The sequence below is a fragment of the Bradyrhizobium sp. SMVTL-02 genome (genome assembly GCF_051853005.1).
Taxonomy (GTDB): Bacteria; Pseudomonadota; Alphaproteobacteria; order Rhizobiales; family Xanthobacteraceae; genus Bradyrhizobium.
In genome coordinates this window covers 5,776,136-5,792,554 of the sequence record NZ_CP182469.1, presented here as the reverse complement: position 1 = coordinate 5,792,554, position 16,419 = coordinate 5,776,136, and the positions used below count along the sequence as shown (strand labels likewise).

The following is a 16,419-nucleotide window of genomic DNA, read 5'->3' as shown; positions in this document are numbered from 1 at the left end:
AGACGGTGTTCGTACGGATCAGGCATCTCGTCGATCGCAAGGGAACGAACCGCACCATGGTTCGGCTGCGCGCTCTGTTGCGCAGCAACGAGTTCTACCTGATCCCGCTGGCGCTCGTGATCGGCACGCTTGCCGGCGCCATCGTGACGCTGATGGCCGAGATCGCGCAGATCGCCCATGTGGTGATCTACGGCATCCCCGTCGACGTTCGCCTGTCGGCCAATGCGCGCGTGAGCCCCTGGGCCGCGCTGCTCGCGCCTGCGCTCGGCGGACTTGCGCTCGGAATCATGGAATGGTCGCGGCGGCGCATGAAGATCTCCAACGCGGTCGACCCGATCGAGGCGAATGCGCTGCGCGGCGGCAATCTCTCGATGCGCGACAGCGTGGTGGTGTCGAGCCAGACGCTGATCTCCAATGGCTGCGGCGCGTCGGTCGGCCTCGAGGCCGGTTATACCCAGATTGGCTCCGGCATCGCCTCCCTGCTCGGCAAGTTCTTCAATCTGCGCCGCAACGATCTGCGGCTGATGGTCGGCTGCGGTGCGGCCGCTGCGATCGCGGCCGCGTTCGGGGCGCCGATCACCGGCGCCTTCTACGCCTGCGAGCTGATCGTCGGCGTCTATTCCGTCGGCAGCGCTGCCCCGATCCTGGCGGCCTCGCTCGCCGGCGCACTGACCGCGCAATGGCTCGGCGGCGCACCGTATTCATTGGAGATACCCAAGGTCAGCGCCGTCGGCGTCGAGCAATATCTGGCGTTGATCGGGCTTGCGCTCATCACCAGCGGCGTCGGGATCGCCGTGATGCGTTCCTCGCCGGTGTTCGAGCGCCTGTTCGCCTGGCTGCCGGTCTGGCTCCGTCCGGTGCTGGGCGGCCTCATCGTCGGCGGCTTTGCGATCGTCACGCCGCAGGTGCTGGCGGCCGGCCACGGCGCCATGGTGCTCGATCTGTTTCACGACATGACGATCGGCCTGATCGCGCTGATCATCGCCCTGAAGGTAACGGCCTGCCTGATCTCGCTCGCCTCGGGCTTCCGCGGCGGCCTGTTCTTCGCCTCGCTGTTCGTCGGCAGTCTGATCGGGAAGTTCTTCGCCGAGTTGTTGGAACTGATCAGCCCGAACTTCGTGATCGATCCGCTGGTGGCGATGCTGACGGGCATGGCGACACTGGGTGTTGCCATCGTCGGCGGCCCCCTGACGATGTCGTTCCTCGTGCTCGAGATGACCCGCAATGTCGACGTCACCGCCGTGGTGCTGGCCGGCTGCATCGTCACCTCGATCTGCGTGCGCTTCATGTTCGGCCACTCCTTCTCGACCTGGCGCCTGCATCTGCGCGGCGAGACCATCCGCAGCGCCAACGACGTCGGCTGGCTGCGCAACCTCACCGTCGAGCGCCTGATGCGGTCCGACGTCGGCAAGGTACCGTCGACCACGACGATCGCGGCTGTACGCCGGGAATTCGCGCTGGGGTCGCGGCCTGGCATAGTCATCGTCAACAACGCGGACGAATATGTCGGCCTCGTCCTGCTGCCCGACTTGTATTCCAGCGATCTTGACACCATCGCAGACGACATCCAGGTGATCGAGCTCGCCCGCCTGATCGACATCGTGCTGATCCCGGAAATGAACGTGAAGTCGGCGATGGCGGTGTTCGACGAGGCCGAAGCGGAGATGCTGGCGGTGGTCGATTCCACCGACAGCCGCAAGGTGGTCGGCTTCCTCACCGAGACCTTCGCCCGCCGCCGCTATGTCGAGGAGATCGACAAGGCCACGCGCGGCGTGCTGGGCGCGCTGTCGTAAGACGTTGAGGGGGACGGCGTGCGTGCGCCGGCGATCATGTGGTCGTCATTTTCGCGAGCCGGGCTTGCGGTGGACGCGGCAGCGTCGGGCGCGAAAGCTTGAGGACAGGGGGGATTGCTCTCCGTGAGCCCGAGGCCTCGTGCGGACGAACGGCGCTGACAGGTTCGTCTCGTCTGTAAGTTTCCGGCTCTGTCGACGGGGCTGGGAATACTGCGACGAAATGGCGGGCCGTGCGTACGGCAAAACCGTGTGGTCCTTTCCGCCAGCGATTTTTTCGGCTTGTTGAAGTCGCCGGAAGCGCTTGAGGATAAAAGCATATTCTTGTTGCTGCCGGACAGGGTGAGAGCCCGGCCGAACCTGCCGGGCCCTAATAGGCCCTAGTTTCACATGGCGCTGGCGCGGCCCGATCCCGTCACCTGTCGTCCGGTTGCGCTGTGCGGGCTTCCTGTGGCCTTGCGCCTGCCGTCTGCCAGGTCGTGCTGTTGCTGATGCGGAGCGCGAGAAGAGCGCCTGTGTCAGTGGGTCAGGTTGAGCGTCTTATCGGCGCAGACGTTGATGCCGGAAGCATCCGCCGACTGGCCGTCGTCGAACGTTTTAGACATCCCACTAAACGGCGCGCTGTGCGGCCTTCCTGCCGCCTCGCGACAGTCCTCCCATCACGCGCGGCTCGTGGTATGTTATGGATACGGATCACGCCCACGAGCCGGGGCAGCCATGGCCGAATATCCTGCGAGGCGGATCGACTACCGGGAGCAAGGATCGGGGCCGACAATTCTTTTCGTGCCCGGCTCATGGAGTACGGGAGCACTGTGGCGTAGCGTGATCGCCCCGTTGGGAGATCGCTTTCGGGCGGTGACAACGAGCCTGCTCGGCTATGGCGACACCGATGAGAGCCGGACGCCGGACGACCTTTCGATTGAACGGGAGATCGACGTCATCGAGGCGGTCATCCAGCGCACCAACAGCGCCGTCCACCTTGTGGGTCATTCGTGGGGTGCCACGGTATGCTTGGCGACCGTCCTCCGTGACCGGACCAAGGTCGCAAGCATGACCTTGATCGAGGCGACCCCGTTCAATCTGCTTCGCCACTCCGGCGATCTTGAGCTGTACGAGCAAGTGCACGCGGTGGCCGACGCTTATGTCCGCGCGTGTGACGACGGAAAGCTGCTGGCTGCGCGGAGCATCATCGACTTCTACGGCGGCGACGGCAGCTTTGATAGTTTCCCGGCCCGGACCCAGGACTACATTGTTGCCACTACGCCGACGAACCTTCTCGACTGGTCGTCGGCGTGGGATTTCGATGCGCCGCTTGCCGCCTATGCGGGCATCACTGCGCCAAGCCTCTTCGTGCGAGGCGAGCGCGGCCACCCAGTCGTTAAGCGCGTCGCCGAGGTGCTGACTAACGTAGTCTCCAGATCGTCGCTGGTGACCGTTCCAGGGGCCAGTCATTTCATGCCCGCGACCCATGCGTCGGATGTCGCGAGGCTCATCCGTGCGCACGTCGCGACGGTCGAGACGATGCGCTAAGCGTCGCTAACACTAGCCCGCTGGGGCTTTTCTCGTGCCTATCGGTCGTCGGGCGCCGGCGCTTGACGCGATGTCGCGGTGACGATGGCGCGCGCTTGCGGAAACGCTCGCCAGGGGCGATGCGCGGCCGGGGCGCGGACGCACCAAGAACGGAACGGCTCCGCCGCTGCGCTGGCTAGGCATGTGCGTCGGGGCCGCCTCCGCTCCGCCGGCCGTCCCGCGCATTCAGCATCCCGAGAGCGTGGCGACCATCCGCGCTGCGCTATGGAGTTTCGTCGCTTTGCGAGTGAGCGGCGAGTGCCTTCCGCGCCTCTTGTTCGATAACTTTCACCGCTGCGTCGACGACCCGCTCGTGGTTGTCGTTGAGAGATTTGTCGCTCATCCAAATATACAGGTAGACCGCCAAAGCGTCCTGCAGGGTCATTGGCAGTTCCTCCTCGCAACAGTCCATAAGCGTTCGGAATGATCCTGCTTTCCGTACACCTACGCAATCGGTTGCAGCCCTTAAGTCGAGGTTAAGCTTGATAGCAGCAATGCGATTCAAATCTGTGCGGCCTGAGGAAAAGTCCCGCTATCTCCATCAGGGAAGACCGAGCCGAAGTGTCAGACTAGTGCAGCTTCTGGTAGGAGGTTTCGCGGAAATCATTCTCATGCAACGCATTGACTGGCTCAGTTGTTCGTTCGGAACGCGGCCCAATCTGACCAGTTTGCAATCTGCACCGTTGTTGTAGGACGAGGCCTCAGGCAATGCCCCGAGCTAAAGCGCATGCCGCCGCCATCCTGCGGGAATATCACAAAGCCGAGGCGGAATTGATCGGCAAGGCAGTCGTGCTCACGGACGGCAAGGCGGGGACCGTCGAGGAATTACACTTGGACGAGGCGCATGGTTTGCGTCTTTCCATAACTGGCCATCCCGGCAAATGGCCTGTCTCGACAATCAAGCTGGCGGAGAAGTGACGGGCCTACCGATGGGGCCTCATGGACCTCCGCCGCTGCTGGCGTCCATAAGGGCAATCATCAAGATCGCTGCCAATGGTGAGGCCAGAATGCCCCGGGCTTATAGCCATTCGTTCAGGTCTGATTTAGTTCCAGAAGGATCAGATCGCGGTGCGCGACAAATTGCGCCTGAGTGCTGAGGCGCGTCTCCAAGACTGCGCGGGGCCAAGCTCGCGTCAGGCCTGTGATCTTCAAGTTCCTCGATACGCTGCTCTTGCTCGAAGACGTTCTGTTCGCCGCGCAACACGTGACGTTCGGCTTGTTCCAGATGATGCAGTTGGCGGGACCGATCCATGGTGGCTCCTCGCCGAGTGGCCGCATCAGGCTGGCCCACGAGCGGGCGCCCGCGATTTGGCTCTGGCAAGTTGCCATGCCGCTGCCTGGCCCGCCATACGGAGACGCGCACAGCCTCGATGAGGCCAAGGGCCGTTTCAAGATGGCGTGGGAGGCTTTTAGGCGCAGCAGAGTGCGGAGGAACTGGTGCGAGCCTATGAGGCCATAGGCCAAGCGAACCGACTGGGTCGATATGGGCGTGAACTCAGCTAGCAAAGACCCGCCCTCGCACTCCGGGAAGCGTACAGGAGGGTAATCCAACAGGCGGTCGCACTACTTCGCTTCTGATTTCATGGGAGTAATGACTTCGCCGACGCGGCCACAATGGTCACAAGTGAATACGTGCTCGATTGTCTTTTCTGCCGCGCGAAGCATCGACCGCGACCATGACATCGCAACATTACACTCCGAGCAAATCGGGGCGCTGAGTTGATCGATCGACCGCCTGAGTATTTCCATCTGAGGACCCGCGATTCCTCCGCCGGAACATTTTCGGCGCGCCACGAACATACGGTAACCGTGATGTTCCGCCCCTGAACAGAGCATTCAGCCGCCGTTCATAGGAACTCCGGTCGCAAAAAGAGCGAGAATTAGCGGGGCCAAATGCAGCCAAACGGGGCGTCCGTCCCGCGCCGCCTCGGCTTTCCCAAAGTACCTTTGCAATCGATGGGCCTTGGCGGGCCTCGCGCGGGTCAGTCGACCCACGCCGCACCATCAGTTTCGCTCGACATAGGAGAGCACGCGCTGCCGATCCCAGCCGAGCTGCGAGATGGGTGCCGTAGGACTGCTCGTGCGGAAACAGGACGGAACCGCTGTTTGGGCGGCCCAAGAATGTGTTGGGCGCCGGCTTGAACTTGCCTGCCGGAGAGATCGCAAAATCTGGAGGGTTGATCGGCCCGTGCCGTCGCTGATCTCTTCCACGCCCCAGACACAGGCCCGAACGCCGTCTATGGGGAACGTCGCAGTTGCCAGATCGTTGGAGCCCTAGGTCACAAGGGTTGCTGCGCATGGACCTGCGAGAGGCGAACAGTCGTATCGCTCGGGCAGAAATGGCTGTCATGCTGCAGATCGTCGAGATCGACAAACTCCGCGTGGCGGGACGGGACACCATCATTGCTGAGCGTGCGTTGCTCGCTTTTGTCCAAAGCCTTGAGGGCATGCGCGAGCGTAGAGAGCTGATCGCGCAAAGCAGCCGCTGCGTACGTGACGCCGTTGGCTTCTGTTTCAATTGGGAACCCTTCAACAAAAGGTTTATGAGTTGCCAATCACCGGCTGAGGCTCTGCCGGAGGCGTCGGTGCTGAGAGACCGGTTGCGCTCCCGCCTGCACGAACGGGGAGCTGCTCCATTCCCGGAAACGAGAATACCAGATCAGAGAACCGACGCCCACGACGGCGATCCCGCGCCGAGTTATGCAACCCCGTGTAACCACCGAAACGCTCGCCAGCGCTTCGAGCGCTCCCGGGCCGATACTTCGCCCTCACAGTTGAGCATGATTGGAGGCGCGGCGCCTTCCAGTTCGGCTACTCGATTGACAAGCTTTTGGAGATGAACCGGAGTTTAGGTGAATTTGCGTAGGCGCTCCTAATCGGGCGAACGCCCTGGCAAGCAACCTTCGCCTGTGTGGAGGCGTTGCCCAGCATCACCGGCAAAACGGACTTTCCGTAGGCGCCGGTGGCTGAGAGAGCGATCGCGCGTCCACCTGCATAGGGAGCAACGCCATGCTGAGAAGACTTCGGTTCAAGAATACCACTTTGGAAGAACTGCTCGTTGAGGACACGCGCCGCCGTGAACCCCAAGACATGTCGCCCGGCACGCAGCGGCTTATCAAGCCAAGCTCGGCGAGCTAGGACCGCTTCTCACCTGAGGGGTCGCTGCTTTCGCCCGGCCTACAGCCGCTGAAGTCAGAATTAGGCCGCTCCAACACACACCGGGCAGACAAACGGCAACTCTTGGAGCAGGCCGACAACGGCCACTTGGACACGGGACGATCGTTTTCAGCTGCGCGACGCAAGCCTGTCACACCCATCGGACGTCTCCGTTTGGCCCCAGCAGCAGCGGTCTGATATTCAGCTCGAAATGGGGACGAGCTATTACCAGTTCGGGTGTTCCCTAGAGCAAGGTGAAGGAACCCTTAGTAACCGGCAGAGTAGTCCGCAGCAATGCAGTCGTGATAAGCCGCGCGGCTGTGAACACCGCGCACGGCGGGTCGTTCATGTGATCCGAGGTTATTGCGTTGACTAGGAATATCGCCACATGTGGAACTGGATGATGCTCGGGCTGGAAAGCAACCGCGTGATCGGCGGATCGCGAAGCTGATGCGCGGCGGCAAAGCCGCTCAACGTGAAGCCCAACTGATGGTGAGTGAAAAAATCCTTGCGGCGGCGAACGCCGGTACAAGCCTGATGGCTGGCGCATCCGCAGACAAGATTGTTGCGCAGTATCGGAAGAAGGTGGCGGCCAACGCCAAACGGCTCAGCCGCAAACAAACACGCCGCAAGCGAAAATCGCGCTGATCCTTCGGCAGGGCTTACTTGCTCTGCTGCTTGATGGCCCACAGCCGGTAGGCATCGTCCTTGTAGGGATCATCTTCGGTTGGCGGCAGCAATCGTCGGTCGGCATGTTAGCTTGGAGGCGATTACTCCGGGTGAGCCGGGCCGGGCGGTCGTATCCAAGTGGGTTCTCTTGTGGCGACGTGACGACTAGCCTCGCAGGCGCACGTTCTCTAGGAACCTCTCTGCTACGCTTTCGTTGTGCCGTCTTAAGAACGGCAAAGGAATACGATCATGGACCGGGAACATGTAAAGGGCGCCGCCGACAAGGCAAAAGGCGCGATCAAAGAGGGTGCTGGCAAGCTTACTGGAGACAAGGACCTCGAAGCCGAAGGCAAGATGGATAAGGCTAAGGGATCAGCCCACAAGGCTGCAGGAGATGTGAAGGACGCAGGGCGGGACGCCGCTGACGCCCTCAAGAAATAAGAAGAAGAAGAAAAGTCTGGAACTAGCCGCCTCGGGGCGGCCTTTTCTTTTTTGTCATGAAAGCGAACAGTCCGTAATTGCGAAGGTAGTGCTAGATCAGAACTGATCCTGCACGCGTCGATGTGGCGGATGCTTCGCGTTCTTCACCCACTCCAAGGCTACTAGGGCGAACGGCTCAGGCTGAACGGGAATTTCCCTGCGGATGATGCTTGAAGAAGAGATCAAGCTTCACAGGTTCGCCGGTATGTCGCCAGAACAATCTTTTGCCCATGCTGCCTGCCACCGCCAGGCGATGGTGGCCCCCGAGCAGAATATGATCTTCCGTTGCTATGGCGATGACCTCGCCGGTTTCATCAACGATGACTTTCATGCGGCGCCTCCAATGCAGCGCGCGTCCGTCAGCGCAGCGCGATGATGCGCAAAAAGTAAACCTAATGTCGGTCCCCGCGTTCCAACCGTGAAGGTCGCGGCTTCCGTGAGCCCCTCGCGCGCCGCCTTTCTGTGCGAATTGGAGCAAAACGAAAGCCCGAAATCAAAAACTGCAAATATCCTCACCGAATTCAACAAGGCCCAAAGTGACCTTAACGGAAGGCCGTCATCTTGACCGACGGAAAGGCCGGGACTGTAGAGGAAGTTTGGCTTGATGAACTCCACGGACTGCGAATTTCCATCAAAGGTCACGAGGGCAAGTGGCCGGTATCAACAATCAAGTTCGCACAGAAGGATTGACCACATTTTCCTGAAGCCATGCCAGATGATCCTGAGGAGCCTGACGTGTGGGTGCGCGCCCGTGGGACGAGGCCAAGGCGTTGCAGCGGCCGATATCGGATGACGCGCTGAAGATCGTAATACGCGGCGCCGACAAGGAGGATAAGGCTGCCGCGTAGCCCCTTTGTCCGTTCTCCTCAGGCGCGTAAGGATCAATTTTTTCGAGGCCTTGCCCTCAAACTCCGGCAGCCGCTCGCCAAGCTGTCGAGAAATCCAAGGCCCTTATTAGGCGGAAACTGTCCATCCAGACGACTTGCATTTGGTTACAGACGTCCGGGACCTTCCTGTTGGCCCTTTGCTTGCCCGGCTTGGAGATTTCATTTGTTACTATGCATCGGTCATTTGGCGCTCTTAATCCATAGGCGATCAGGAACGGATCACGACCAATGATCTCAACCTCTTGATCAGTCAAATCGGGTGCATATCCCTCGTTGATAGCTCTCCGAACGAGATCAATGTCCACCTCCTCATCGAGGCATAGCGCTTCGAGATTGTCGCGATCTGAGAGCCAGTCGGCCAGATCGTCAGTACCTTCCCGAATTTCCTCCACCATTTCCAAAGGCATTTTCAGTTTGCCTTCGGACCCTTGATAGAGAAGCCACTCCCAAAACTCAGGCACCCGGTCCAACGGATAGTAGAGCCGATTGGCCGTTATGAGGATGTTGGCGTCGAGCAAATGTAACAATTGTTAGCCCTGCACCGACGTTAATTTGCGGGTCTTTCAGCGCCGACAACGCCGAAGACATTTGAAGGTTTGACACCGAGAACTTTGCCAGCCTTAGAGGGCGACATGGTTCTTTCTGCCAGCATTCGACCGGCAAGAGTAACGAGCGCCTCGCCGAGACGATGACGCCTTACGACGTAATAATTTGGACCACCTTCGCGATCTCGATTTCTCTCACGGTCGGCGGCGCGAGCAGCTTTCCATTGACTGCGGTAAACTGCGGTCAGCCTACTCCACAAGTCGCGCTCGATAATTCCTTCCCTCAGAAGCTTATAGGCGACCATCGAACGACTGATGTTTCGTCGTTCTGCAAAGTCATTTATGCGCGCGACAACGGTATCGAAGCTCGCGCCCCGAAGATCAGCCAGTGCGCTCAATTCCGACGACGGCAGAAAAAATCGACCAGCCACATCGTTGCAAAATTGCTCGACAACGATTTCAGCATTTGCGCCACTAATACCTGTCGCGCCGAGCCAGATATGGCAGAGCTCGTGAAGCAATGTGAATGCCCATGCTGTTACGGCATCCTGATCGTTGATAATGATGAACGGGGCGACATCATCAGCGAGCGCGAAGCCGCGAAATGTCTCGACGTCCAGATTTGTATGGTGGCTGCCAAGATTGCCGATCAGCAAAACGTAGATGCCAGCCCTTTCGGCTCTCTCGCGCAGGTAGGCGAAGCCGCCAGATTGTCTATTCGTCCCGCGATACCGCTCCAAATCTAGGTCTAACGTCTCCTTGATCGACCTTAGGACGGCCTCAACACCCTGTCGCATTGTCATGGATGCGACGAATGGAAGTCGGACAGCTTCGTCCTCATCTTCCAGTGCTGCACGAACGATTTGTTGACGCGCGCGAACGTCACGGATCAAGGCATCGACCAAGGCATCCTGCGTTGTAGAGTGCTCGGGAGGCAGGGTCCGGTAATCCTCCCCTCGTTCCCCCAACTTGGGGCGCTCGGACATATAGAAAGTGAGCAACGGACGGCGATATTGTTTGGTCATACGGACCAAGAGTGGACGCGACGGCTCGCGTTCTCCCGCTTCATAAGCGGCGAGCCGGTCAGCTGCGGTCGCACCACGCGCGTCGCCGATATCGAGCTTGGCAGCCGCATCCTCGATAGAGAGACCTGCGGTCTCGCGCGCCCATTTCAGAATGTCCGGGTTTACGCTTGGCATTACTAAGATATAGCCGAAAATTGGCGCAGGTCAGCCCCTGCCGTAACCGTTTCGTACTTGAAAAGACCAAGGATTGGCTAACGGGCATGTGCAATTGGGCCCCGACCAAAGGGCAAGCCATGGCGGCCTGAGCTTGGCTCACGGGAGTGGGCGAGGACTGGCGGGTTCGCGTAACCGCCGATCCGAAAACCCGGCGGAAACCGCCACCTTTTCCACGGTGAGCCGGTATACGGGAAGGTCCCGCCGAAGAGAGCGAAGCGGCAGCTTAGGAGCATCGCTCCGGTCCCGTCTCCTGGGCGGCTTGCTGACGCAAAGCCTGAGCCCCGGAAGCCGCCGCGACGGAAGCCTCCGGTTTCGCCGCATTCCGGTGCAGAGAACCTCTCATCGAGCAAAGGTCCGTAGTTCGATGCCGAGCACCGCGAGCGGAGTTGCGTCGGGCCGTTGCTCGATGGCGTCGCCTTGCGCCTGTGGGTGCCAGATGAGCGCAGCTTCCTCCCGCTCGATGCGCAGCCGGTCGCGCCCGATCTCACTTTTTTGCCGTTTCGCCGCGCTCGGCGTCGTGAGCATTGGCGTCCGCGTAACCGGGCAATTCATCGCCCCAGCAATGCAGCAGTAGCTAGTAGGCAGAGTAGGGTAGGTTGTCGCTGTGTCCGAGCCCGGCAAGCATGTCATGTGGGACGGCGTGAACGGTCGATGCAAACTTACGCAATGCGAGATTGGCACAAATCTGCGGGCAGCTTGGTAATGTCCGCCTGGAACACTTCGTGGGTGTCAATCGCGTTAGTGTCTCCAAAGGTCGCCACGATCTAGGGCCGTGAGGGCACAGCACTCTGCTTGCGTTCGGACATTCAGCTCACGATTTGATGCCTTGCCGCCGACGCCCCTTGCCCCGCGCCCGGTGCGCGTCGAATTCATCGACCGCGTTCTGCCACGCAACGATCTGGTCCTCGTACCAGACGCGCCGGTTCGGGCTGATGTAGGTGGACTTCGGAAACTTGCCCGCTTTCTCCATGCGGTAGAGCGTGGTGCGGCTGACGGGGACGATCGCCAGCACCTGAGTCTCGTTGAGCATGCGGCGAGGACGAGAATTGGCCGCTGCTACGTCCTCCGTCTCGGCTTCGCGTTGATCGGTTGCTATCATCGCAATCTCAAGGTGGTTCCGCCGGTTGTCGCGCCCGCTGTACCTGCCGCACCGAAGGTTTCGTGGATCCCTCCCGAGGCGAGTAACGCTGTTAACGATATTTCCCCTTTAACTGGAAAGTCTGTTAGCAAATGCGAAGCGCGAGCTCGTTCTGCGTATAGAATGGCGCATTTGCTGCCAACGAAAACCGGCGGAGCATTTTCGTGCTGCAGACTAGCGTTCCAATCGGTTAGCCCGAATGACCAAGCACAGGCCGCCCCGGAGTAAGGCAGGACCTCAGCAGCAGCACCTCGAGAAGCTGTTGGAGGCGATGGGCATCGGCGATTCCGCGGACCACCTGGACCACTTCGATCGATACGCAACCACTCGAAATCTTGAGGAAATCGAGCGTCATTATTCGCGCCAGCTGGCAATGAGCCCGCCGGATCGCAAGCTCGTGAAACAATATCGCGAGGCGATCACAAAGGTGCTGAACCTTTCAAACAAAATCGGACCAGAATTCTTTACTGGCGAAATCGAAAAGGCGGGATGGGCTCGGCGGAACCCGCACGCGGATGACATGACGCTGCTCATGTTAGTGGAGGAGCATGGCGACAAGCGGGATGAAGTGGTCACCGTGCTGACGGAGCGCCGCCGGGACGTCGACCATTGGCTCAAGGTCGGCAGCGCCACCTACCGGAAACGAGTTGTGACGAAACTGGCGGTGGAACCGTTTGTGCGCCTGCTTATTGAACGGGGCACGATTTCAAGCAGCACGCCACTGCCGCGTTCACAGCTCGCGCACCTGGTTGAAGCGCTATTCGACTGGCTCGGCGTCGAACAATCGTATCGACTTACCCCCGCCGCAATCGCCGCGATTGCCAAGAGATTGGCGAAGGCCCACCCGCGATAGTCGGCGGACAAAAAATCGACCGCCGCTTTTCGTGTGCTTTAGCGCGACTCAGCCTGAGAATGAAAAAACCCCACCGCAATAATGCGGCGGGGTTTTTCAAAACTGGGATCGCATCCCAGTCTTGGCTCGGTCTCGGTTGCACGAGGATGATGCCATGACTGGCGCGACCCCGCAAGAGCGGAGAGTCTCAAGCCATGGGTTTCACTGTCGTCCAGCGCGGCCGCAAGCCGAAGCCGCCGATCCCCCTGCATCGGTGCGTGTACCCCGCGATCCGGCACATCGAGCAATTCACGCTGACCGCGCTGACCTGTCCGCCGACCGATTGCTGGTCGCAGTACTTCCTCACCAATCTCATCCGGGCGATGCGCAATGCGGCCGATGAGTTGGAGCGTGCTCTCGAGCTGCGCATTGCCGAAGATCGCGCGGCTCACCAGGAGAAGCTCGCCGCGATCCGCGAACGCGAAACCGACGCGCGTTTGCACAAGTAGTCGCGGGGCGACAATGAGCACTCCCGACTCTGTTTCGAAGTCAGCTGACGAAGACATCACGCAGAGCGATGACGACGTCGCCGGTCAGGTCGACCTGACAGGCGCACAACTGACCTTGATCACGAAACTGGACGAGCCGTCGCTGATGTCGAAGCGGCTGTCGTTGAACGACGACGGCTCGCTGAACAGCGACGGCTCGAAATGCTGGATGAGCAAGGGCATTGCTGCGCGCGCATTCGCTGCTACGGCGGCTATGCTCGCTCGCATCATCGTCGCTTGTCGTCCCAACCAAGCGATCGCGCTCGGCTCGATCGCGGAGAACATCTCCACTCCCGTTCACATCGTCACGAAAGACCGCATCGACCAGAGCCCCGGTAGCATTGCCCGGACCCGCGACTTCATCGACTATCGGTCGGGCGTGCCGTCCTGGCTCCTGATTGATTTCGATTCCAAGGGCATGCCTGCGCAAATCAAAGCGAAGATCGAATCCAGCGGCGGCATGTGGGAGTGTCTGCTCAAAGTCGCTCCTGGTCTCGCGCGCGCCGCGCGCGTCAGCCGCTCCAGCACGAGCGCTGGATTGTCTCGTGGCGACACCGGTGACCTGATCCCCGGGTCGGACGGCGAACATCACTACTTGCTCGTCGCTGACGGCGGCGACATCGAGCGCTTCCTGCGCGATTTGCACGATAAATGCTGGTTGAATGGATTCGGCTGGCACATGATCAGTCGCGCGGGCACCTTGCTCGAGCGGAGCATCGTGGATCGCATGGTGGGCTTTGGCGAGCGCTTGTGCTTCGAGGGTGCTCCCTTGATCGTCCCGCCGCTCGTCCAGAGCGCTTCGAAGCGAGAGCCTCGCGTCTTTGACGGCCAGACGATTGATACCAGCCGCGTCGTGCCGCCGCTGACCGAGTACGATCGGCACCGCATCAGCCTGGCCAAGGCTGACAGCAAGCGAGCTTTGAGCAAAGCCGCCGCCGAGATCGCGAACAAGCACGACCAAGATCTCGCCAAGGCAGTCGCAGCTCGGTCAGGCACGCCGATCGCGACCGCGTTGCGTTTGATCAAAGCGCGGCACCAGGGTGTGCTCTATCCGGACATTGAGTTGGAGTTCGATCGCCTTGGTAGCGTCACCGTCGGCGCCGTGTTGGCAACGCCGGAGCATTACGTGAATGAAACGCTTGCCGATCCGCTGGAGGGCGTGTCGTACGGCCGCGGCAAAGCCATGGTCATGCGAGGACGCGAGGGCGATCTCGTGATTCACTCATTTGCGCATGGTCGTTCGTTTTATTTCCTGCGCTACGACCTGGCATCAGCAAAGGCGATCGTCACCGCCGGACCCGCCGCCGGCATGGTAGATCACGCGATGGCGATTCTTGCTCAAGCCAGCCTCGAGCTGGACGAGCTCGACGACTTTGCTAAGTCGGTAGCAAAGGCCGCTGGCGCGAGCGTGCGTACAATCAAGGCAAGAATGAAGAGCGAACTCGCTGAACGAAAGAGCCAGGCGCGAGAAAGGTTTTTTGCGGAGGCGACGACCGATGCCCGTATCGTTCGTCCGCTTCCGTACGCAAATGAGGAATTGCTGCCGACGGTCACCTTCATCGACGATGTTCTCGCAAAAGACGACAGCCCCGAGCCCCCGATGCGCAACGCAAACGGTGTTCCTGTTCGGATCGACGAAAAGGAGCCATGGGCTCTCCATCTTTTGACGTCCGGTTCGGCAAACGCGACCGCTCGCCCCGATGAGCTGACGAAGGCGCCGACCCAGCCGGTGATCACCGAGTTGACGGCGAGCAGCCTGCAGATGCTGATCGAGAAGTATCTCCGCTGGGAGAAGGTCTGCGAAAATGGACCTAACTATTTCGCGGCAACGCCATTGCCGTTCATCAAAGCGTTCTTTGACTATGCAGACAGCGAGATGCCCGTTGTTCGCGGGATCAATCAGGCGCCGCTCGTAACTGCAACGGGACGAGTGATCGACGGCGAGGGACTCGATCGGACTCTCGGTGTCGTGCATCGCATCGATCCCGCCCTGCGTGCGTGCTTGCCTGCCGGCAAGCCGACGGACAACGAGGCGCGCGTGGCGCTGGAATTTCTGATGCGTGAATGGCTCGTTGATGTGGCTCTCGACGATGTTGGCAAATGCATCGTCATTGTTCTCGCGATCACCCTGTTGCAGCGCGCGCTGCTTCCCGAGCGTCCGGCGTTCTTCGTCACTGCGGGCCAGCGCGGTGGCGGCAAGACGACCTTGATTCAGATGATTGTCGCAGCAATTCTCGGCCGACCTGCTGCGGCGGCGGCGTGGTCGGATAATGCGGAGGAGAGAAAAAAGTCGTTGTTCTCGTATTTGCGTCAAGCTGTCGGTGTGTTGATCTGGGATAACATCAGTCGCGGATCCACGATCAGCTGTCCCCATATCGAGGCGGCGCTCACTGCGCCCGAGATCTCGGATCGCGTGCTGGGCGTTTCCGAGTTCGAGATCGTTCCGGCGTCGACCATCCAGGTCTTCACCGGCAATTCAATCGCGCCTCGTGGCGACATGGCGAGCCGGTCGTTCATTCTGTCGCTGAACGTCGATCGGCCCGATCCCGAGAATCGTGATTTCAAGCACAGCGATCCCGTGGGCTGGACGCAGGCGAACCGCACGCGCGTTCTTCGTGCGCTCTATTTGATTCTGGTTGCCGGCATTCAGAACCGACCGAGTGATCAACAGGCGAAAACCCGGTTCAAGAGCTGGTGGAACCTGGCCGGATGGCCGGTTGAATACGCGGCAGCCTTGGTCGGCATTGACTTCGATTGCGGCAAACTCCTCCTGGCCGGCGAGGCCCAGGACGAGGAAGCGAGCACGACGTCGCGCGTCCTGACCGCCCTTTGGATGCGGTTTGGTGAGGAGCAGTTCACTGCGCGGTCAGTGGCGTCGCTGCTCTCGGACTACAACCTCGCTACCGACGAGGATGCCGCGGAGCTTGCGGACGGATTGGCGGAGTTGGCGCAGAAAGCGGTCGATAAGGCGACCGCGCAGGGTATTGGCAAGCTCTTCCAGAAGCATTTGACCGGCCGGCCAACGTGGATCGAAGGCCGCGTCGCGTTCCTGCGCCGCGTGCCTGGTCATCAGCAGAATCTGTACCGGATTGAGATCCGTGGGGCGGCTGACGATCGGCGGTCGCCTGCGATGTCCGGCGATTGTGACGATGATCCTTTTTCGGATCCGAAATGACGAGTGATGCCGCCTTCGAGATCTGACGAAGGGGAAAGAGGGGAAAGAGGGGAAAGTTTACAGCCTCGTCGCAGGAAATGCGCGAATTTTGGGAGTGAGTTCTCCCTGATTTCGAGAAATTATCGGAGCCGCGGGTTCTAACATTCCCCACATTCCCCCTTTCCCAGCTGAGAAGCGATTAGCGAACCAGTACGGCGGATTCCCCGCTGTGTTTGGCAAGGCGATGGAACGCGACATGTCCGGTCAAGCAGGTCCCATGAGCAATATTCAGATGTTGACCGAGACGTCGGTCTGGGTCCTTCCCAGACCCCGGCACATGCGGGTCGCACTTGCGCCCCCGGTCGCCCCAGGGATAGAATTTTACAAGAGGCCACAACAACAGCATAAAA

General features: G+C 60.3%; 15 protein-coding genes and 1 pseudogene. 9 read left to right on the top strand and 7 right to left on the bottom strand.

Annotated features, from left to right (window positions below; genetic code table 11):
- The first annotated feature begins 5 nt into the window (after nt 1-5).
- A complete protein-coding gene (locus ACNJYB_RS27710; protein ID WP_439369690.1) occupies nt 6-1,793 on the top strand; it encodes a chloride channel protein in 1,788 nt (595 codons plus the stop codon).
- A 714-nt stretch (nt 1,794-2,507) separates the two neighbouring features.
- On the top strand, nt 2,508-3,320 hold the full coding sequence (locus ACNJYB_RS27705) for an alpha/beta fold hydrolase (RefSeq protein WP_439369689.1): 813 nt from the start codon (nt 2,508-2,510) through the stop codon (nt 3,318-3,320).
- Nucleotides 3,321-3,582: 262 nt separating this feature from the next.
- Here the strand turns inward: ACNJYB_RS27705 and ACNJYB_RS27700 are convergent, their stop codons facing one another.
- Nucleotides 3,583-3,744, bottom strand: a complete 162-nt coding sequence (locus ACNJYB_RS27700) for a hypothetical protein (protein WP_439369688.1) — start codon at nt 3,742-3,744, stop codon at nt 3,583-3,585.
- A gap of 323 nt (nt 3,745-4,067) precedes the next feature.
- Here ACNJYB_RS27700 and ACNJYB_RS27695 point away from each other — a divergent pair, with 323 nt between their 5' ends.
- Nucleotides 4,068-4,277 carry a PRC-barrel domain-containing protein gene (locus ACNJYB_RS27695; protein WP_439369687.1) on the top strand — a complete coding sequence of 70 codons (210 nt, stop codon included), beginning with the start codon at nt 4,068-4,070 and terminating at the stop codon, nt 4,275-4,277.
- 1,361 nt (nt 4,278-5,638) lie between these two features.
- Here ACNJYB_RS27695 and ACNJYB_RS27690 read toward each other — a convergent pair.
- Nucleotides 5,639-5,914 carry a hypothetical protein gene (locus tag ACNJYB_RS27690; protein ID WP_439369685.1) on the bottom strand — a complete coding sequence of 92 codons (276 nt, stop codon included), beginning with the start codon at nt 5,912-5,914 and terminating at the stop codon, nt 5,639-5,641.
- 991 nt (nt 5,915-6,905) lie between these two features.
- Between ACNJYB_RS27690 and ACNJYB_RS27685 the strand changes: the two genes are divergently transcribed.
- Both ACNJYB_RS27685 and ACNJYB_RS27680 read left to right on the top strand, forming a co-directional pair.
- Complete coding sequence (locus ACNJYB_RS27685; protein ID WP_439369684.1) at nt 6,906-7,163, top strand: hypothetical protein; 258 nt, start codon at nt 6,906-6,908, stop codon at nt 7,161-7,163.
- Nucleotides 7,164-7,433: 270 nt separating this feature from the next.
- Nucleotides 7,434-7,625: a CsbD family protein gene (locus tag ACNJYB_RS27680; RefSeq protein ID WP_439369682.1), complete on the top strand. Its 192-nt coding sequence runs from the start codon at nt 7,434-7,436 to the stop codon at nt 7,623-7,625.
- Between the two features lie 175 nt (nt 7,626-7,800).
- On the opposite strand, the gene ACNJYB_RS27675 is transcribed toward ACNJYB_RS27680, so the two are convergent.
- On the bottom strand, nt 7,801-7,995 hold the full coding sequence (locus tag ACNJYB_RS27675) for a hypothetical protein (RefSeq protein ID WP_439369681.1): 195 nt from the start codon (nt 7,993-7,995) through the stop codon (nt 7,801-7,803).
- 177 nt (nt 7,996-8,172) lie between these two features.
- Here ACNJYB_RS27675 and ACNJYB_RS27670 point away from each other — a divergent pair.
- Nucleotides 8,173-8,354, top strand: a pseudogene (locus ACNJYB_RS27670) (PRC-barrel domain-containing protein).
- Nucleotides 8,355-8,568: 214 nt separating this feature from the next.
- On the opposite strand, the gene ACNJYB_RS27665 reads toward ACNJYB_RS27670, so the two are convergent.
- From ACNJYB_RS27665 to ACNJYB_RS27650, 4 genes are all read right to left on the bottom strand, one after another.
- Entirely contained in the window at nt 8,569-9,069 is a 501-nt protein-coding gene (locus tag ACNJYB_RS27665; protein WP_439369680.1) for a DUF4411 family protein, read from the bottom strand.
- A 29-nt stretch (nt 9,070-9,098) separates the two neighbouring features.
- Nucleotides 9,099-10,295 (bottom strand): ImmA/IrrE family metallo-endopeptidase, encoded by a 1,197-nt coding sequence (locus tag ACNJYB_RS27660; protein WP_439369679.1) that lies wholly within the window; start codon nt 10,293-10,295, stop codon nt 9,099-9,101.
- 381 nt (nt 10,296-10,676) lie between these two features.
- Entirely contained in the window at nt 10,677-10,862 is a 186-nt protein-coding gene (locus ACNJYB_RS27655) for a hypothetical protein (RefSeq protein WP_439369678.1), read from the bottom strand.
- A gap of 286 nt (nt 10,863-11,148) precedes the next feature.
- Entirely contained in the window at nt 11,149-11,367 is a 219-nt protein-coding gene (locus ACNJYB_RS27650) for a helix-turn-helix transcriptional regulator (protein WP_439369677.1), read from the bottom strand.
- Nucleotides 11,368-11,674: 307 nt separating this feature from the next.
- On the opposite strand from ACNJYB_RS27650, the gene ACNJYB_RS27645 reads away from it, so the two are divergent.
- The 3 genes from ACNJYB_RS27645 to ACNJYB_RS27635 all read left to right on the top strand — a co-directional run bounded on the left by ACNJYB_RS27645 (nt 11,675) and on the right by ACNJYB_RS27635 (nt 16,030).
- Nucleotides 11,675-12,328: a hypothetical protein gene (locus ACNJYB_RS27645; RefSeq protein ID WP_439369676.1), complete on the top strand. Its 654-nt coding sequence runs from the start codon at nt 11,675-11,677 to the stop codon at nt 12,326-12,328.
- Nucleotides 12,329-12,522: 194 nt separating this feature from the next.
- Nucleotides 12,523-12,816 carry a hypothetical protein gene (locus ACNJYB_RS27640; RefSeq protein ID WP_439369675.1) on the top strand — a complete coding sequence of 98 codons (294 nt, stop codon included), beginning with the start codon at nt 12,523-12,525 and terminating at the stop codon, nt 12,814-12,816.
- A 13-nt stretch (nt 12,817-12,829) separates the two neighbouring features.
- On the top strand, nt 12,830-16,030 hold the full coding sequence (locus ACNJYB_RS27635) for a hypothetical protein (RefSeq protein WP_439369673.1): 3,201 nt from the start codon (nt 12,830-12,832) through the stop codon (nt 16,028-16,030).
- Nucleotides 16,031-16,419: the final 389 nt, after the last annotated feature.